This is a genomic window from Ruegeria sp. YTSC106, from assembly GCF_059609765.1.
In genome coordinates, this window is record NZ_JBXWMI010000001.1 from 168234 (window position 1) to 186148 (window position 17915).

Here is a 17915-nt window from a genome sequence, read left to right on the forward strand (position 1 = left end):
ATTTTCACTAAGTAGCTCGCATTCCTCATCTTTCCGACAGAAGCCAAGGCAATCTCGCTAAGGCAGAGGAAAGAGGACCGGCAATGACTGAACGCATTCTACGCCGCCCCGAGGTCGAATTGGTAACCGGGATATCCCGCAGCACAATCTACGAAAAAATGAACCCGAAAAGCGCATATTTTGATGCCTCTTTTCCTACACCAGTTCGCCTTGGCCCAAAATCGGTTGGATGGAAAGAAACGGAAATTCAAAGTTGGATTTCAACTCTTTCCGAGGTAGCAGCCTAAAAACCCGCGCCACAGAAACAGGGCGCGGGCGGCAAACAATTGCGGCTGGTCGTTTAGTTGTAATTGTAACCGTTTCTCGCCCTTGATGCAATAACCAAGGAGCTTGAAATGACTAACGAGCAGAAACCCGAGTTTGAACGCCCTCCAGCAAACGCATTGCGCGTGTACCGCTGGGCAGACCTTCCGAACCTAACGGCCCCTGCCCTCTACCGGGTCACTGATCCAGGTCAGGAACCCCGTGAAATCTACGCATCCAAGCATAAGCGCCAAGTTCTTGAGGGCCTGATGCAGTCGCCCCTCTACGCGGCCAGCTACTGCCGTCTTTCGGACCAAGTATTGCCGCTGCGCCGAGATGACGGCTTAAACATCAAATGCAAGATGTACCGAGGCGATGCAGATACCGGACGCCAAAAGTTCGGCATCTACTTCCTCGTCAGCAAGGTGGAACTAATTGAGACTGGCGAGGTGGCGGCATGAGAGCCCGTGACCTGCAAATATCTACACTTCGTCGCAAGCATGGCCTTACTGAGGCCGCTGCTCGCATTGTCGCAACGCTGTACTACGGGGAGGGCCGCTAATGGCCCTCATCACCCAGATCCACAAGAACAGCCGCGATGGCTTTCAGGGGCATGACCTGATCAACATCAGGGTGTTTTTCATCTCGAAAGACGGAGAGTTGCTGCCGGGCAAGCAAGGTGTCGCCTTCAAGGCTGAATTGCTGCCTGAGTTCATAGACGCGCTCAACAAAGCGGAGGCTGCGTAGGTGGGGCGCGACAAGAAAAACGAGAAGCGCGTTGAGCATTGGACCAAGCTTGTTCGCAACATGATGGAGGAGCCCGCTTGGCGGGCCCTCTCATCAACCGCGCAGGCACTGTATCCATGGCTAAGGCTAGAATGGCGCGGGGCGGGCAACAACAACAACGGCAAGATTAGCTTGAGCGTCAGACAAGCCGCTGACCGGTTAGGCGTGTCGTACAACACAGCCGCCAAAGGGTTTCGCGAGTTACAGGCAAAGGGCTTCATTGCTGTGACACGCCCGCCCAAACTTGGCACCAGTGGCGTCGCATCATCTCCGCTGTTCGAACTAACCGAAATCTCGCTGCCTACCGCGCACGGAGAGGCTGGCCGCAGGCTCTACAAGCAGTGGTCAAAAGGTTCAGATTTCCCGGTTGTGAAAGCCCCGATTCACAACCCGACTGGAAAGGGCGGAAAAACAAAACCCTGTCTTAAAAACTGCGACGAGACCGTCGTAGATTTTGCGACGAGAATAACGGAGGCGACGCAATAAATGCGACGGGCCGTATCAATGTTTGCGACGAAAACACCCGATTTCGGCAAGTCCCCCGTCGCAATATTTAAGACATCCTTAATCTACCAGGGGGTCTGGGGGAAACGGACACCTTCAACACTAACAATCCAACAAGCGAGGCATGAGCAATGACTGACGAAACCAAAGGCGACATCACCGCCAAGAAAAAAGAGCCAAGCAAAACTGGGGTCAAATTCGAAGGCAGCAACAAAGAGGGCAACATTGTCGAGCTAACCAAGCACGACGGGTTAAGGGAAGTGTTCGGAACAGACTGCGATGAACTGGCTAGCGCTTTGATGGCTCACTGTCTGAAAGCACTAAATAACGCGGAATCTGGTAGCTCGGGTGAAGTAAACGATGAGCGTGCATTCATGATTTCCATCATCCACGACATTGCGCCACGAGATGCCGTTGAGAGAATGCTGGCTGTCCAGATGGCAGCCACGCATGTTGCAACAATTCGGTCGGCCCGATGGCTTGGTGCCACGGAGACAATCCCTCAAGCCCAACTCCACTACACGGGATTCAACAAACTCTCGCGTACATTCGCCGCCCAGGTTGAGACGCTTCGGAAGCACCGAAACGGCGGGAAACAGACGGTAACTGTTCAGCACGTGAACGTCGAAGACGGCGGACAAGCAATCGTTGGTAACGTAGAGACGGGGGGAGGCAAAAAATGAAACATGCCTCCAACCCCATGCACAAGGCTCACGCAGCGCCTCGTTGCAATGCAACGTCAAAACGCAGTGGTCTTCCTTGCAAAAGCCCAGCGGTAAAAGGCTGGACGGTTTGCCGGATGCATGGCGCTGGCGGTGGTCACGGTCCTGGCAAGGCCAACCCCGCCTACAAGCACGGTATGCGCACCAGAGAGGCTCAGGAGATGAGGAAAGACATCAACGAGCATGTGCGTCTGGCTCGCGAACTGGAACAACTGTTAGATAGCAGCGGTCAACGGCAATGACAAAGATAGTTCACGGAGCAGGCTGCGCAAAAACAGCTTCAGCAATATTGGGGTCGACAACCACAACTTGGACATTGGCGACCTCGTCAAACATCTCTGCGTGTAGGGTTGAACCCAAAACATTCTGCATCCTTGCCTTGTAACCGTTGATAGCGGCATTCAAAACATCGGCGTATTCTTTAGGGGTGAGATTACCGGCCTCAAGCTCATTATATGCATCCAAAAGGTCACGGCGCACTTGCAAAACAAGCTCTTGATGGGAGTCGATATGCATCTGCATGAGGTCTGGATGCTCGTTCTTCGATACCAAAAATTCAGTTTCTTCAGAGCATCTAGGATATTTTTTCGTGAGGCATCCATTGCATATGCTGCGCCATTTCTCAGCCCCTTTCCCATCAATAGCCAGTAAGCCCAACCTGCCATAGAGGGTGTGAGTCAAGTAGGCCCAGCCTTTAGATTTGTAGCCCTTTGCGTCGTTTACTTCGAGCCCAGCAGTACACATAATTCTGTTGGTTGCTTGATGACAGACGCCGTCAAGGCCGTATCGAATTCCCGCTAGGCCCTTTGTCACTGGATCAGTTCGCATTTGCGAAAGACAATCGCATTCGGGTTGAAAAGCCATCCCATGACCAATAGAGCGCTGGTTTTCATCGTGGTCGCCCCCGCATGGCCAAAGGTAGTTTCGCTTTCCGGCGTCATTGTATCCCGCAGCATAAGTATGGTCGGCATTTGATTTTATGGGATCAATGAATGCGCCTTGCGCAAACATCTCGACCTTGCGTTTTTTGTAGGGTCCAAAAATATCGAACTCATCATGCCACAGCCTCTGGCGTTTGTTTTTTACCGGGTGATACACTTCTGCGGCGACGTATCTTGGCCTTGCCGGATCGATACTTATCCGAACCACAACTTCGTGATTAAGAAGCGTCCATTTGTGGCTGTCTTCACTTGTCCAACGTCCCTTGGCGGGATCAAGACTAACGCGATACGTATACGGCTTACAGCCCGTCACTTTCGTGGGTATTTCAATGCTAGCCTTGGGAAATTCTACATTAACTTTGCCATGAAACGTGACTTTAAGTCCTGGAGCGACGCCGAGTTCTTGCTTTGGGATTTTGTAAACTGCCATGAAACCGTCCTTTCAAATCAATATCTGAAGAGCGTACTCTCATAGCGCAAATTCGTCTGTGACCTTTTCCCTAAGGCTTCGTGTCCTTACCCATGAAGCCCAAAGCGCCTTCATTGTTCAGAATCTCAATTGCTGTATCCAGGGCTTCTTGGTCCGAGATGAACTTGTCGTCCCAAACATAACTGGCGTCTTCAAAGTCCACCGCTTCCAACGTCCATTTGTCCTGGCTCTCCAAGCGATAGATTTCGATTTCAAACCGATACCCGTCTACAAGTACTGACTTGCACTTGTCTGACATAATCAGCTTCGGTTCATCGATATTCATGTCCGTGCTTTCCTGGCTACAAGCTTAGTGGTTTTGCGGATCTGCGGCAGCCTGTGGGTTTCCGTCCGTTTCCAGAATATGCCGTAACACCACATGCCCGACAATTCCACGCGCGCAAAGTTTCCTTGTCCTGCGCTGTATCTCTCTTCCAACGGCACTCAACTTTCCCTTTGTTTGCCCTGAATACGCAGAGCATCAAGCGCAAAGCCAAATAAAGTAGGATGACGCCCAGAAGTATTCCGGCGATGAGCCAAAAATCGGGGCCGCTACTTTGCACTGTAATAGATTTCAAACCGCCTCCAAAAAGACACTAACAACCAAACAGATTCGCCCAAGGTTTTGGTCAGTGGCGTCTATAAGTTCCAGTATCGATCAGCAAAGCACCAAGCACAATCCAGAGCCTGCCCGATGGCAGTAGTACGACGCGCCGAACTCGTACCCCCTCGTTGAAATCGTAAATCCCTATCAAGGCGCGCCGCACCACACTGCTACTTGTGCGACTTGTTCAAATTGCGTCCATGAGATGAAAGGTGCGGTTGCGTTCGAACATTCAAAAAACGCAATCTAAATTCCAACGGATTAATGGTGAACTCGTGGGGTGGCACGCCGAACTCAACAACCCCCTCAAATCCAGATAGAAAAACCGGAACGCTCTAAAATCAACACGCGCCACCCACGGGTAGAGGATCGCATTATGGCAAAATTGTGTCCACATCTCGTTTTGAAACTCACTGTTTGCTCTTTGGAAACAAACTTTTTCGGTGAAGTTTGCAAAGTTACGGGAATCCCCCAATTTCGGGCAGCACACAAACTGGGTAGTTTGGGATCAGAATAACCACTTACCCCCTCGTGACGAAGATAGGGGCTGGCCTCGACCCCCTCAGCCAGCCCTTATTCTTGTTCTGGCCACCCCGGCAGATTGTTTGGAACAGGCACGTCATTCCGAACCAGCCAGTCACGCATCGCTGCCCAGTGGTCCTGTGACCCAGCTGCGTACCGCCGTGACTGTAAGTCAGCTATCTGCCCTTCAAGGGAAGGCCACCAGTGCAGCTTGAGACGTAAGCCGTAGGATTTGGCCCAGGCGCGCATTGCCGCCTGCCAGTCATTAACTCGCCGCGTTTCAAGTTCTTTGTGGAGGTCAAAGGGGATTCGATAAGGCCAATCTGACATGAAGAACAGATAGCGAACTTCAGGAGCTTGTCCAAACGGATTTAGAAGCTTACCGTCGCCTCATGTGCAATCTGTACTCCAACACGATCCCCGCCGAAGCGATGCGCCGACTGTTTGATGTTTCCGTTGAACGGAACTATCTCGGGAATGCTGAACCTCTGCCCGCAATTTTTCCGAAACAAATGGGGCCGGTCGTCAGGATGGCGGAGGATGGAAGGCGAGAACTCTTACCGCTTAGTTGGGGATTTCGCACAACCAAGAAGTCGACAAAGACAGGGGCGATTATCCAGCCTGCAGCGTGGAACAACGCGCGAGATGACAAGGTACGCTCAAGCGGGCTGTGGAAAGGAAGCTTCGAGCATCGGCGTTGCCTCGTGCCTGCCAGTTCGTTCTGCGAGGCCAAGGGCCGCAATCCCGCAACCTACTATTGGTTTGCTCTCAAAGGCGATGAAGGCCGCCCGCCTTTCGCGTTTGCCGGATTGTGGCAAACATCGTGCTACCAGGGCAAAGAGGGGCAGGAGGAAGTCGCAACTTACACCGTCATCACGACGACAGCGAATGAAATTGTGAAACCGGTACACCCGCAAAGAATGCCGGTGATCCTGAAGCCAGACGACTACGAGCAATGGATGACGGGAAATCCTGCAGAGGCATTTGAACTACTTCAACCCTACAATGCAGACGACATGCAAATTGTTCGCAGCGGAAAGAGTGAGAAGTCAGATCCATTGACCTGATCGTTTTACCTTTTGAGTTTTGTATTCGTCGGATTTGAGCCCAAACTTACAATGTGAAATCGCCGTCAAACTAACTGAATTCAAACTACTCATCATTTCCTGTGCTGGATCTGGTCAGCAGGCGTTCTCGGATAGCCCGCCACGAGTCTGGGACAAGAAACGCTGTTCCGTTGGGGGTTAAATTATAGATCCGATACATCAGAGCTCTGGGATTCGTCACAGATTTTCGAGCAACAATATCGAATGCAGCTGGTTCATTTAGCGACACACCTTCGTCACCAACATGAGGAACAGTCAAGAAGTTGTGCGCGATTTCGTGGGAAACCAACGTGCCGAAAGAGTCGTCCATAGGAGGACTCACATTCAGTGTAACGCCAGCGATGCTCCCGTTCGGTCCAGACTGGGCACTTCCCCCGAGTGGCATTTCGCCGGGTTGCTGGGTACGTATTGTCAGGACGTGCTCAGCTCGATCAGGCCTGCCAGCATCGGATTGCTCTTGATTAAATGCTGCGAGTCGCTGCGCTACAGGAGTGCGGTCAGGCCACGCGAAGTTAAGCGGTATTGGCTCAATCCGGAAGCGTAACCCTGCTTCCTGATCCCCATCGAGAGGAGCCACACCCGAGCGGATAGGGAAAATACGAGACAAGTCTGCCAATGCCTTAAAAAGGGTTTCCCATTTCTCTGCGGGAAAGGGAAAAATCTCAACCACAATAAGAATTCGCAGGTCCTTCGTAGGATGAAACTGCTGTTGCCCAAGGTGCTTTTCGCCGACGAGAGTGCCACCACGGTACAACCGTGCAATGAAATTATGCCGTCCGGGCTTCGAGATGTCCCGGCCTCGGACATAAAAGTTGATATTGTCATCTTCGGCGAAACTTTTAGTGTCGTTTGAAAAAACACCATCACCAATATCGCCGGGAACAACTGTGGTCCCCGAGGGGCCTGAAATCTCGACTTCGGCATAATCGACTCGGGCCGGATTGAATGGCAGTGAATGGATTGGAAGTAAATCCGGATCAAATCCGAGGGCTTTCGAAGAATACTCAGAGTCTTCTTCACCCAGCAGTTCCGATGCCATAGTTACTACAGGTGGGCGGCGACCAACAAACAATCGAACCAGAGTATCTTTACCTGCGACAAGCTGGTAGCCAGGAATACCCTGAGAGACTTCAGAACCGAAATCTGACATGTCCGATGGAACTTGCGGCAATGGAGGCCCGTTCTCTTCACAAGCTTTCAGTGCCTGCCGTCTCCGTTGAAGCAGCGAAAGCGACTGCTTTCGAAATCGAATAAACGCTGACTTTTGAATTGGGTCAACAGTGCTTTGAATCTGAATGTCGAGCACTTCGATGCTCTGTACTAACGTCTCAATTTCGTCGCGGATACTTTGACAATGCGCAGACATACAGCAACCTGTAGATAGAAGTTTTAAGAAAAACTTGGTTAAATTCTAACTCTAGCACAGAATCCAAAAAATATCGACGTAGCGAGGCAGGTCCGCAGGGCGAAATTTGCCTAACAGGTATCACCTGCAATAACCGGCCCTTCTCAGCCGTGACTTGGCCGCTGCCGTCTCTAAGTGCCTGTATCGGCCACCCGAGTACCTCCGGCAGTCTAAAGCATGGCCTAACGCACTGGCGCGAAATTTCTCTAGCGGCTGGCATTGCGCCTATTGCGGTGAGCTCATGCCGGAATGGAAACGGGTCGATGCCAAGTATTGCAAGGAAGGTTGCCGCAAGATGGCGGCACGGAAACGGCATCTAAAACAGAGCGAACTAGATAATCCATTGCTGCAACGCTGGAATAGGGTAACTCAAATGGCCGAAATCAATACGCTTGCCGCTCCTACAAACCCCGCCGCTGCTACTGAGCTGGCAAGCAGTATGCAAAAGACTTCCAATCTGCTGAGTTTCATTTTGTTTGCTACTCCCAGTTTGGTTCGACATAGAGCAATTTAGGGCGCTCGCAAATCGGGTGCAGATTTAGACGCAAAAACCCGCTGTGTCAGGAGCACAAACCCGCTCAAGTAAAGCGCCGAACATCTTACCCCGTGTTTCCCGAGGACACTTGGAACTTGACCTGTAGCCAAGCTGCATCACCAGAGAGGGCTTTTGCCATTGACGAATTACAAAGGAGGCTTGGGCAGGTCTCTGTCCATCTCTACAAACTCCTTGTGAAACAGGTTCCGTATTGTTTCTTTCCTCAGTCTGGAGCTGCCCTTTTCTTCGTCCGTGCACAGCTCACAATCACCATCGTTGAGATGAGCACTACGGTTTTCTTTGGCTTGAACCTTCCGAAAGGCAGTTAAGACATTCAGCACCAAGTTCTTCCCCTTCCAGTGTGACACTCAAATCTTGTCACTGCGGGCCCGATCCGAGCCAATGTGGTGTCCAGGCTCAAGGATCTCCTTCCGTGAGTGCCAACCCGCAGCGACACGGCGGATGTAAGAGTTTCGTTTTGAGACGTAAGGGGGAACAAAGTGGGGTTTTGCGTCACCGTTTTGACTAGCTGGTCAAAAAATCTTTACGTAACTAACCTTTGCGTCAACTTCTTAACGGCTGTGATTTCTAAAGTGACGCCACGTCGCAGTAGGTGCACCCATGTGTCGGGATTAGAAAACGGACCTGCACTAATGGAAGCACGAATGACAAGTGAGCGGATACCGAACACATCAGCCCCAAGGCGGGGCTTGCCAGGACGCCGTCGCGTTACAGTTAGTTTGATGCTCCCCTTCGCCTTGCAAGGTAGGACTTCAACCTTTGTTCTGACACGTCACTGTCGTAGCATATCGGACTGTATCCACCCGGCTTAGACCAAGCGCTTCGCTTGCCACAACGTCGACCTGCCCTGTCTATGTTGTAGGGACATGGGCAAGAACCGGGATAAGCAGCGATGCTCTGGCTAATGATTGCCTTGCGGGCGGCTTGAATCTCACGTGTTGTCGGCGCTGCTATAGTCCTGCTTGTTGCCTTTGAGGGCTTCTTCTCTACCGGTGGGCTGCTTCGAGACAGATACTTAGATGACATCCAACCGCTTCCCAAAGACGACACAATCTCAGTCCAACCGCTTGCGTCAGAAACGTGACGAACACGAGCGCCCCGGTTCAATTGTCCAAGCTTTCGATGGTTGGTGCTGGGGCCAGCCCGTTGATTGACCCGATTACCGGTGACATAAAGATAAACCGCTTGGTCGGCCTGTACAGATGCAGAGGGTTGCGAGCGTGGCGGCGAACTTTCCTTTTGGGAACTCCCAAGCCATGCAATCAAGCCTACGGCGGCAACTATCCAAATGAAGTGTTTGATTTGTCGACCCTCTTACGGCGAGCGATGTGGGGCGCGTCCAGATTTGACTAATCCGTGGCTGTGGTGGGGGCAAGTCCACCGGTTCCAGCAACATCGCCTGACCGCATCATGGACAGAGCCAGCACAACAATAAGCGCAACAGCCGCAATGATGATAAGCGTCCTATTCATCTCTATCCACCCTTGCAGAGAGGTGTCCTATAGCCATCGCCGCGCGGGGTTTAAGCAACCTTCTGCGTATCTGATGTTGAGTTGGGTAGCTGTTCGAATTACTCCACTGCCGACAGGTACTCCGCCAGTTGCCGACCTTCTTCGGTATCCGGTTTAGAACCCCACAGGTACTCGATTTCCCAGAGCGCGGCGCGGTACTCGGTCGGGGCGCGAACGATTGGCATAGTAGAACCTCAAGGCATAAATCAATGTGAGACTTCATACCTGAACGAGCGCGATTCTGACAGGCTTTTCGCAGTCAATTAGCCATCAGCGCTACCAACAGTGCAGGTAGTCGTTTTGCTACACGGTGAAGAAAACTGCCAGATGTAGTCAGCCAACCGCTACCCGCACCAATTCACCATCCGGGCCAAGCTGCCTACAGGTGCAGAGACTGAGCTATCCAAGATTGTGAATGGCAACGGAGACTGGATGTTCTACGGCCATGCATGTCCAGACGGGCAGGTAATAGATAGTTGGTGGCTGATTGACCTAAGAGCGTTCAGGGCGGCGCTGATACCGCACAGGACCACAGGGGCGCACCTGCTCAAGGGCGACAAACGCAACTCTGATGGAACTTGCTTCAAGTGGTTCGACATTCGGTCGTTTCCGAAAGAACCGTCTTTGGTGGTTGCGCAAGGCTCCAACAATGCTTGATCCGTCATGCAATACAGAATTCAATCGTTGCCGTCCTAGAAATACCCTTTTCTGCATGTAAACTATTGCCACAAAAAACATGCAAATTGTTGAGTTGTGTAATGAGAGTTTTGCGAAATCTGATTGCAATTGTTGCTCTTGCTGGTGTGATTCTACCTTCAATGGCACGTTCGCAAGACTTTGAGGCGTTGCTACAAGGTTTTGACGCGTCCAACCTCAGCTACGAAGACAAGCGGTTTCTGCAGACTGCACTTGCGTTTGAGGGTCATTATCATGGCCTGTTAGATGGGGCATGGGGCAGGATCAGCAATCGAGCGTTGGACGACTATTCTCGCGAAGTGTTCGAGACGGCTCCCGAAGACTGGCACATGGCGTTTCTGGCATGGACCTTATTCGAGCGCATCTCCCAAGACGGTTGGGAAATCCAGTACTTTGAGGGCTTGGGGTTATCTTTCCTATGGCCTGAAGACACTATTCGTCGCGAAGCTGATTCCGACTACTTCTTGAATTACCGTCACGCCAACAGCAGTTTCTCCATTTCCGTTGGTATTCACTCAGTCGAAACCGCCCAAAGGCTCCATGACTTTACGGTCCAATCTCATCAGTTGGTAAGTGATCCCTACACAGTTAGGAAAAGCAACCTCGCCGTCTCTTCAGCAACAAAAAGAGATGGCTCCACCCTCTACACCAGGTCGGATTTTGTGAATGGGGGCTGGTCAACTGTGATGCTGTCTGCGAACGAACAGGATGGTCACGTTCTGGGCGCTGTGGCCGCTAGCATTTCAAAAGGCCGGGCCAATCCGCTAGATATTTCAAACAACGGCAAACTTGATAGGGTCATCCAGCAAGTGGTCGCTGCACTCGAAGAGGCGGATGAACCAACTGGTGAAGATCCAGAGGCATCCAGCCCCGGTATTCAAGGGAGTGCGGGAAGCGGCTTTATTGTCTCACGGGATGGGCATGTTCTTACCAACCAGCATGTCGTAGACGGTTGCACGCAAGTGTTCGTTGATGAGCGGCCAGCAACTGTAGTCTCTTCATCCGAAGAGTACGACTTAGCACTACTAAAATACAACGCGCCGGTAGAAAAGGGAGTCGCCGTTTTTTCTGCCAGTCCCGCGAGATTGAACTCGGATGTCACCGCAGTTGGATACCCGTATGCAGGTCTACTAGGTGGACTTAACGTTACTCGCGGATCCGTTTCGTCTTTGAAGGGTATCGGAGGCGACTTGAGCACCATGCAGATTACTAGCCCCATTCAAAGCGGAAACTCAGGTGGTCCTTTGCTTGCATCCGATGGCGAGGTGGTCGGCGTTGTTGTCGCAAAACTGAACGAGCGAGTAGTTACTGACGCCCTCGGAGATACGCCACAGAACGTCAACTTTGCCGTACGAGGAGAGATTGCAAAACTGTTCTTAGCTCAGAATGCCATTAATCCAATTCTCAGTTTGGAAGACATTAAACTAGAACCTGAGGAAGTGGCCGAGTTAGCCGCCAGCTTCACGACCTTTATAGAGTGCCGTTAACCATTACACGCGCAACCAACCCCTTTATGGCAGGTGTAGTTCCGATTGATGCAGCTATTCCCACAAGCCTTGCCCTTTCGGCACACCTTGCAACACGCGGCGTTGTACACCTTCGTGTTTTCTTTACTGCTCATTAGGCTCCAAAAGGACACTGTGGGTACTGGCAGTTTGCTAGGTTCCTTGGGTTGATTCTGAGCAAAAGCAACTGCAGATGATAGGACAAGAGCAGATAGGCTGAGTAAAACAGGGTGTTTCAAAAACATTCTCCGTTAACAATGTGTTACTCTTTTGCACAGTAGCGCGGAGCTTGGAAAAGGTATTTTCAAGGTATCTTATTGACACTTAGATTAGAGTGGTTTTGGAGAAACCCATGAGTGGACTAAAAGGCCAATGCAAAGAATGCGGATGGACTACACGCCGCAGCCTAAAGAACATGAATAAGAAGCCCTGCCCCAAGTGTGGCGGGCCGGTATACGTTCATGAAGAAGACAGAGGAGCAGCAATCCTGATTGTAGTCGTTTTAGTCGTTGCTACATTTTTCTTTGCCACCCTTTCTGGCAATTGGTGATCCGAAACCTAAAAGCAATGGATGGGCCCGAGGAAGCTGGCCACCAAAACAAAAAAGTGGGTCCATTAGTGGGTCTGATATTCACTAAAAGACTCTAATACATTATTTTTATTATATTTTATTCAAGTGCTTGGTGCGGGTGGAGGGACTTGAACCCCCACGCCTTGCGGCGCCAGAACCTAAATCTGGTGCGTCTACCAATTTCGCCACACCCGCAACCGAGCGCACTAGCGCTGGAATGAAGCGCTCAATAACAAAGCTTGCTTAGGAGTGCGAGAGGTAAAATTCGAGGAAAACAAAGTTTGTGACCTGCCAAGCAATATGGCCGAGCACCGCAACCCACTTTCGACCTTGTTGTCATGGCAACCAGCGCAGTGGCAGCGAAACGCACGGTGTCTGAAAACAGACAAAAAACCTATTGCCGGTTTGAAACCACCAATATGACGTTGCTTCCTGGCGTTTGGCTCACAGGTTGTAGCCTTGCACGATCGAACCGTTTGGAAACGCGCTAACGTTGAATAAACACCAATCGTTCCGGCCAGGCTTTACGCCAAAAAAGCTTGCGTGGAGAACCGAAACGCAAAGGTCCAGAATTGTTGCAGTTTGATCCAGAAAACCATCGCACCTTGTATCGCTGGTTTCACTTGGACATTTGCTTTTTCTCCTCAGAACCTGAACATCCCACAAAGTTCAAAGCATAAATACCTGATTTTACTCAAAGTCTGAATCCAACTGGCCATTGGCCTCCAAGTCATTCGAATGCTCGTGAAAAGGCGCCCCCTTTAACTCTTTTGGCCCCCACGACTATAACTATATGCAACCTTGCCAGTCGCTTCACTATCCAAGGTTGTCGCCTTATTATACCCGCATCGGTTGAGACATTCTTATGAGCGGGCCACCACATTGCCGCCACAATTCAACCGCTAAAAAATCTTATTCGCGCCAAAATAACACCGCCTTGAAGGTACTTGTTGTACTCAGGAGTTAATGAGTCTTTTTGCCACTTTGGCGCCGGTACGAGTTTTTTGCTCAACTCCAATACAAGGCTTTCTGCTGTGACCGATCTGAATCCATCCGCTGCCGCCGAGCAAGAAGCTGTCTTCTTTGCTCGTGAGAGCTTCCTTGGTGAGCTCAAGACTCTGAATCGCGACCATCCGAATACAGGCTTTGGTATTTCGCTTCGCACTCATTCCGGTGAACACTATCTGCTGGCGAATGCACGCATGCCGCTGCCCGCCGCAAAATCCGAAGGTTTCCCGACCGGGCGCCGCGTTGCGTGCCTCGAGAATGGAGACAGCTTCAGCTCGATTGAAGTACTGGCCGATTCCAAATCGTACGAGACTATTTCACCTCGGGCCGAAGCCGAAATTCTGGGCAATGCATTGGACCTGATCGCGCGCATCGACACTCTGACAAGCATTCCGGCGGGCCGTGGTTCGAATGTGCCCCAAATTGCTGCAACGGGAACCGGAGGTTAAGCATGGCGCGCAACGATCACCTTTTGTCTGTCGGCAACGAAGCACTGGCACCGATGACGGAAACCATGGCTTCACTGACAGCTCAGATAGATCAACTGACAGAGGTGGCTGATGCGCGCTCTTCGGCACGGCTGGCTACGCTCAAGACCCGGATGGAGAATTTTACCGCCAGCATCACGATGGTGGGCCAGGTCAAGGCCGGAAAATCCTCGATCGTCAATATTCTTGCCGGGCGCCCTGCCCTGCTGCCGTCAGACGTCAACCCGTGGACCTCGGTGGTTACGACCCTGAACATCAACACACGCCCGCCGGGTGATACAAAGGCCAAGTTCACATTTTTTGAGCAGGAAGAATGGGACAACCTGATGGTCGGCGGCGGTCGTCTTGGTGAATTGGCCAATCGTGCCGGCGCAGATGATGAGATGGAAGACATTCGCCATCAGATTGCTGAGATGAAGGCCAAGTCAGAGGAGCGTCTTGGTAAACACTTTGACCTGATCCTGGGTCAAAGCCATCAGTATGACCATTTCGACGAAGAATTGATTCAACGCTATGTGTGTCTGGGCGATGAAGACGATCCCGATATTGATCCGAAAACGGGCCGGTTTGCTGATGTTACCAAATCAGCCGAGCTGTATATGGACATTCCGCAATACCCCATTGCGCTGAAACTGTGCGACACACCCGGTGTGAACGATACGTTCATGGTGCGTGAGCAAATCACGCTGCGCAGCCTGCGGGGATCCGAAGTCTGTGTTGTGGTGTTGGCAGCAAGCCAGGCCCTGACGACCATGGACATGGCTCTGATGCGCATTATTGCGCAGTTCGAGAACCGGCAGATCATCCTGTTCGTCAACAGGATCGATGAGCTTTCCGATCCTGTAAATCAGGTCCCGGAGATCCGTGACCGCATTCAGGACACGCTCAAACAGAACAATATCGACACTAATACCAGCGTCGTTTTTGGCAGTGCGCTGTGGGCCGAAGCCGCACTGACCGGGAACCCGGATATTCTGACTGAAGAATCGCGCCAGGCCTTGAATACGTTCTACCTGGCCGCTGGATTCGGTGATCAGGCGGCCTCGCTCGATAAAATTTGGGCGCTTTCCGGCTTGCCCGATCTATTGCTGGCCATGAACGAGCGTATTGCGGACGGTGCCGGAGCGCGCCTGATGGACCGCGTTCGCCATCGGGCCCGTAACATCGCCAGTCAGATCCGCGCGACTGCGGTCGCCAAGAACCTGTCCGAAGGTGAAGGCGTTGCGCGGGATCTTGACGGTATTTCGCCTGAAGATGCGATCAATACGGTGTCTGCCGAATACGAAAAGAAAGCGGCCGAGCTGACAAATGCGTTGCGCGACAAAGTACTGGAGCGCCTGAATTCAGCCGAGGCCAATTTCGTCAAGCGCGCAACAGACTCATTGATCGCGCATCTTGAAAAAAATGGCGAACAAGGCACGTGGCAATATGATCCCGCGGGATTGAGGACATTGCAAAAGGCCGCCTATTTCAGTTTCGCCCGCGCCATGCGCAAGGATGCCGGGGCGTTGTACGCAACCGCCGCTGCAGATGTCGAAGCGCTTTATCATAAGATACTTGGCAACCATCTGGGCGAATTCAGCATTGAAGCGCCCATTGTTCCTCGTGTTCCGCCACCTCTTGGCATCGGCCGGACAATCGCACTGGACTTGCAAAGTACCTGGTGGCGACGTTGGTGGCAGCGCCGAAAGGGGTTTGAAGCCTACGCGGCGGATTACACGCGGCTGATCGCTTCCGAGGCGAATTCTATCACCAAGGATATCGAGGAAAACCAGATTGCGGCAGTGCTCGAAAACGTCCGTGCGATCCTGTCAGATTTCCTGCGTGAGCAGAAGGAAACCCTGCTGAGCATCTCGTCTTCTGCCGAAAAGAACCCAGGTCAGACTGCGGCGGCGATGGCGGGCTTGCAGCCTCAGAAATCCAAGGACGAGATTCTGGGCGACATTCTGAAAGATCTTAGCAACGAAGCGGCATAAGTAGAAAAATGGCAAAAGATACACAAACACGCTTTGTTTCTCCGAGGGCATGGGAACGCATCGAGCAGTGGTCCCGCCGCAAACCGGTATTCGCCTTGATGGGCGAATTCAGTGCTGGCAAATCTACGTTGATGAACTTTTTGCTGCGAACGCAGACCTTGCCGACGCAGGTGACGGCAACCCAGTTGCCACCGGTCTGGTTTAGCTGGGGCAATCAAGCGCCCTATATCAAACGCCATGACGGCAGTATTGAACTGATCGAGCTGGATCAGCTTGAAACCGTTGGTGTCAATGACGCACAGTTCATCCGTATCTTCCTTGAGGCCGATATTCTGGAAGCCGTCGACTTGATCGACACCCCCGGCATTTCCGACCCCAAGATTTCGACAGATGTATGGCAACGTGCTGTGGGTCAGGCAAACGGCGTTTTGTGGTGCACCCACGCGACGCAAGCCTGGCGCGAAACCGAACGCGCGACATGGGTTTCCTTGCCTGAGCGGTTACAGCACAATTCTTTGCTTCTGGTGACGCGGGCAGATGCCTTGAGCCTCAAAGACCGTCAAAAAGTACTGCGCCGCGTAAACCGCGAAGCGGGGCACCTGTTCAACCGGTCCATCCTGTTCTCTGCTCGGGACGCAATCACTGCCCGGGACAAGACAGGCGATGCCGAAATGTGGTCACGCAGCGGCGGCGGCAAGATGATCGACAGTTTCCTGGAGATCACGGAACAGATTATGGACAAACGTGCCGACCAACTGGCTCGGTACCAGATCGACAAAAGCCAAACGGACGCATCCAAAGTTAAACCCTTGCGCCCTGCCCGCTCGTCAAGCGAACCGAAAGTGCAAAAAGACCAAGACGAAGTCGCACCATTAAGGTTGGTGAACCCGATGGAGGTCGACGGGACGCCAAACACTGAAGGCGCCGCCGTTGTAACCAGTTTCCCGGTTCGACCTGCCCGGGTCGAGCGGCGCGCTGATGAGGCCGAGCGGGTTCGGATCGATGCGGAAGAGGCAGAACGGCTGCGAGCAGAGATGGCGTCAGAGCCAGTACCGCTGCCAGTTGAACCCGATACAAGTGATGAACTGCGTTCCTTCTTTAAAGATACTTCGAACGACCCTCTTGAATTGGCGAATGTCGCGGGCCTGCAGGACGACGAAGACGAATTTGATTTGTCACTCGAAGCTGATCTGGGCGACGAATTTGATGACGCCCCGAGTGACTTGGACGAGGCTGAAATCAGCCCAGCACCTCTTGTGGCTGTTGACAATTCGGATGACGTGCTCGCCTCGCTGAGCACGTCGATGCAAAAAGATCCGATCGAGCGAGACGTAGCAGAAGAAGAACCCGAGCAAAACGATTTGGCTGAAGATCGTGGCATCGAAGTCTCTGTTTCCTCGATTACAGCACTGATGGCCGCTCAAACTGGCGACAATGCCGACGACTATGAGCCGGAACCTGAAACCAACAGTTTGATTGAAGCTGCCACCACCGAACAGGTCGATGCAGTTGACGGAAGCGTTGCCGCGCTGAGTGACCTGCCTGAAATTGCGGTTGGATCGCCGCTCAGCGCGTCAACCATGTGGCAGGAGATTTCCCGGAATGAAGACCTGCCGCAGGACGCGGAGGGACTGAAGAACGTATTCAAAGCATTTCTGGCCGAATTTGATCAGATCGCCATTGAACACAACGAAAAGCAGACCAAGGAGGCACTTCAATCCATTCCGAAAGCCAAGGAAAACAGCAGCGCGGAATGGCATGTATTGTAAGGGATAACGAATCGAGATAGTGAGAAACTAACAAATGAAAACAACGGATTAGATGTCTATTCGAACTGCACTGAACTCCGCCATGGAAACGATACCCGACTGTATTGCAGCCGGGTATATCGACATGGAAACAGGGATGCTTTTGGGCAGCTCTGTTTCTGATCCTGACTGCGAAGATTCACTGGATACTTTGGCGGTGGCAGTAGCCAATCTTTTTCAGGGGCGCGGGGTTGCTGCGTTTGAAGCACTCTTGCGTCAGGCGGGCAGTGCAGACGAAGAAAACACTGGTTTTGGGGAAATCGCAGTTTTTTCTAAAGACAGGCTGAACATCTTTTTGCGGACCAAGGAATATCCTGATCATGTGGTTTGCTATATCTGTCGCAACAGCGCGAATGTCGGGCTGGCGCTTACTAAATCACATCTCAGTCTGGGGCCGGTCGCGGCTGCGGTTTGAACGGGACCAGAGGGGGTCA

At 52.1% G+C, this 17915-nt stretch carries 18 protein-coding genes and 1 tRNA gene; 12 read left to right on the forward strand and 7 right to left on the reverse strand.

Annotation, left to right across the window (positions count from 1 at the left end; translation table 11 throughout):
• Window positions 1-83: 83 nt before the first annotated feature.
• The 5 genes from AC2FEB_RS00755 (at window position 84) to AC2FEB_RS00775 (ending at window position 2276) form a co-directional block, all read left to right on the forward strand.
• Window positions 84-287, forward strand: coding sequence for an AlpA family phage regulatory protein (locus tag AC2FEB_RS00755; protein WP_170587561.1), 204 nt, complete (start codon window positions 84-86; stop codon window positions 285-287).
• 108 nt (window positions 288-395) lie between these two features.
• Complete coding sequence (locus AC2FEB_RS00760; protein WP_496883788.1) at window positions 396-764, forward strand: hypothetical protein; 369 nt, start codon at window positions 396-398, stop codon at window positions 762-764.
• Window positions 765-864: 100 nt separating this feature from the next.
• Window positions 865-1050: a transcriptional coactivator p15/PC4 family protein gene (locus AC2FEB_RS00765; protein ID WP_496883789.1), complete on the forward strand. Its 186-nt coding sequence runs from the start codon at window positions 865-867 to the stop codon at window positions 1048-1050.
• The gene (locus AC2FEB_RS00770) at window positions 1051-1575 is read left to right on the forward strand and encodes a hypothetical protein (protein WP_496883790.1); all 525 of its coding nucleotides are present in this window, start codon (window positions 1051-1053) and stop codon (window positions 1573-1575) included.
• A gap of 149 nt (window positions 1576-1724) precedes the next feature.
• Entirely contained in the window at window positions 1725-2276 is a 552-nt protein-coding gene (locus AC2FEB_RS00775) for a hypothetical protein (RefSeq protein WP_496883791.1), read from the forward strand.
• Window positions 2277-2567: 291 nt separating this feature from the next.
• On the opposite strand, the gene AC2FEB_RS00780 is transcribed toward AC2FEB_RS00775, so the two are convergent.
• Both AC2FEB_RS00780 and AC2FEB_RS00785 read right to left on the reverse strand, forming a co-directional pair.
• Complete coding sequence (locus AC2FEB_RS00780; RefSeq protein ID WP_496883792.1) at window positions 2568-3686, reverse strand: hypothetical protein; 1119 nt, start codon at window positions 3684-3686, stop codon at window positions 2568-2570.
• Between the two features lie 70 nt (window positions 3687-3756).
• Window positions 3757-4011 (reverse strand): hypothetical protein, encoded by a 255-nt coding sequence (locus AC2FEB_RS00785; protein WP_496883793.1) that lies wholly within the window; start codon window positions 4009-4011, stop codon window positions 3757-3759.
• 1232 nt (window positions 4012-5243) lie between these two features.
• On the opposite strand from AC2FEB_RS00785, the gene AC2FEB_RS00790 reads away from it, so the two are divergent.
• Window positions 5244-5918 carry an SOS response-associated peptidase gene (locus tag AC2FEB_RS00790; RefSeq protein WP_496883794.1) on the forward strand — a complete coding sequence of 225 codons (675 nt, stop codon included), beginning with the start codon at window positions 5244-5246 and terminating at the stop codon, window positions 5916-5918.
• 85 nt (window positions 5919-6003) lie between these two features.
• Here AC2FEB_RS00790 and AC2FEB_RS00795 read toward each other — a convergent pair whose 3' ends face one another.
• The gene (locus AC2FEB_RS00795) at window positions 6004-7323 is read right to left on the reverse strand and encodes a hypothetical protein (RefSeq protein WP_496883795.1); all 1320 of its coding nucleotides are present in this window, start codon (window positions 7321-7323) and stop codon (window positions 6004-6006) included.
• A gap of 280 nt (window positions 7324-7603) precedes the next feature.
• Here AC2FEB_RS00795 and AC2FEB_RS00800 point away from each other — a divergent pair, with 280 nt between their 5' ends.
• A complete protein-coding gene (locus AC2FEB_RS00800; protein ID WP_496883796.1) occupies window positions 7604-7876 on the forward strand; it encodes a hypothetical protein in 273 nt (90 codons plus the stop codon).
• 756 nt (window positions 7877-8632) lie between these two features.
• Here AC2FEB_RS00800 and AC2FEB_RS00805 read toward each other — a convergent pair.
• From AC2FEB_RS00805 to AC2FEB_RS00815, 3 genes are all read right to left on the reverse strand, one after another.
• Window positions 8633-9184 carry an SH3 domain-containing protein gene (locus AC2FEB_RS00805; RefSeq protein ID WP_496883797.1) on the reverse strand — a complete coding sequence of 184 codons (552 nt, stop codon included), beginning with the start codon at window positions 9182-9184 and terminating at the stop codon, window positions 8633-8635.
• An 83-nt stretch (window positions 9185-9267) separates the two neighbouring features.
• Complete coding sequence (locus AC2FEB_RS00810; protein WP_496883798.1) at window positions 9268-9390, reverse strand: hypothetical protein; 123 nt, start codon at window positions 9388-9390, stop codon at window positions 9268-9270.
• A 98-nt stretch (window positions 9391-9488) separates the two neighbouring features.
• Window positions 9489-9614 (reverse strand): hypothetical protein, encoded by a 126-nt coding sequence (locus tag AC2FEB_RS00815; RefSeq protein WP_496883799.1) that lies wholly within the window; start codon window positions 9612-9614, stop codon window positions 9489-9491.
• Window positions 9615-10187: 573 nt separating this feature from the next.
• Here AC2FEB_RS00815 and AC2FEB_RS00820 point away from each other — a divergent pair.
• The gene (locus AC2FEB_RS00820) at window positions 10188-11612 is read left to right on the forward strand and encodes a S1C family serine protease (protein WP_496883800.1); all 1425 of its coding nucleotides are present in this window, start codon (window positions 10188-10190) and stop codon (window positions 11610-11612) included.
• 699 nt (window positions 11613-12311) lie between these two features.
• On the opposite strand, the gene AC2FEB_RS00825 is transcribed toward AC2FEB_RS00820, so the two are convergent.
• A tRNA-Leu gene (locus AC2FEB_RS00825) sits at window positions 12312-12396 on the reverse strand.
• Between the two features lie 839 nt (window positions 12397-13235).
• Here AC2FEB_RS00825 and AC2FEB_RS00830 point away from each other — a divergent pair.
• From AC2FEB_RS00830 to AC2FEB_RS00845, 4 genes are all read left to right on the forward strand, one after another.
• Window positions 13236-13658 carry a hypothetical protein gene (locus AC2FEB_RS00830; protein WP_496670675.1) on the forward strand — a complete coding sequence of 141 codons (423 nt, stop codon included), beginning with the start codon at window positions 13236-13238 and terminating at the stop codon, window positions 13656-13658.
• 2 nt (window positions 13659-13660) lie between these two features.
• Complete coding sequence (locus tag AC2FEB_RS00835; protein WP_496670673.1) at window positions 13661-15673, forward strand: dynamin family protein; 2013 nt, start codon at window positions 13661-13663, stop codon at window positions 15671-15673.
• 8 nt (window positions 15674-15681) lie between these two features.
• Window positions 15682-17442, forward strand: coding sequence for a dynamin family protein (locus AC2FEB_RS00840; RefSeq protein ID WP_496883801.1), 1761 nt, complete (start codon window positions 15682-15684; stop codon window positions 17440-17442).
• 82 nt (window positions 17443-17524) lie between these two features.
• The gene (locus AC2FEB_RS00845) at window positions 17525-17896 is read left to right on the forward strand and encodes a hypothetical protein (RefSeq protein WP_496670668.1); all 372 of its coding nucleotides are present in this window, start codon (window positions 17525-17527) and stop codon (window positions 17894-17896) included.
• Window positions 17897-17915: the final 19 nt, after the last annotated feature.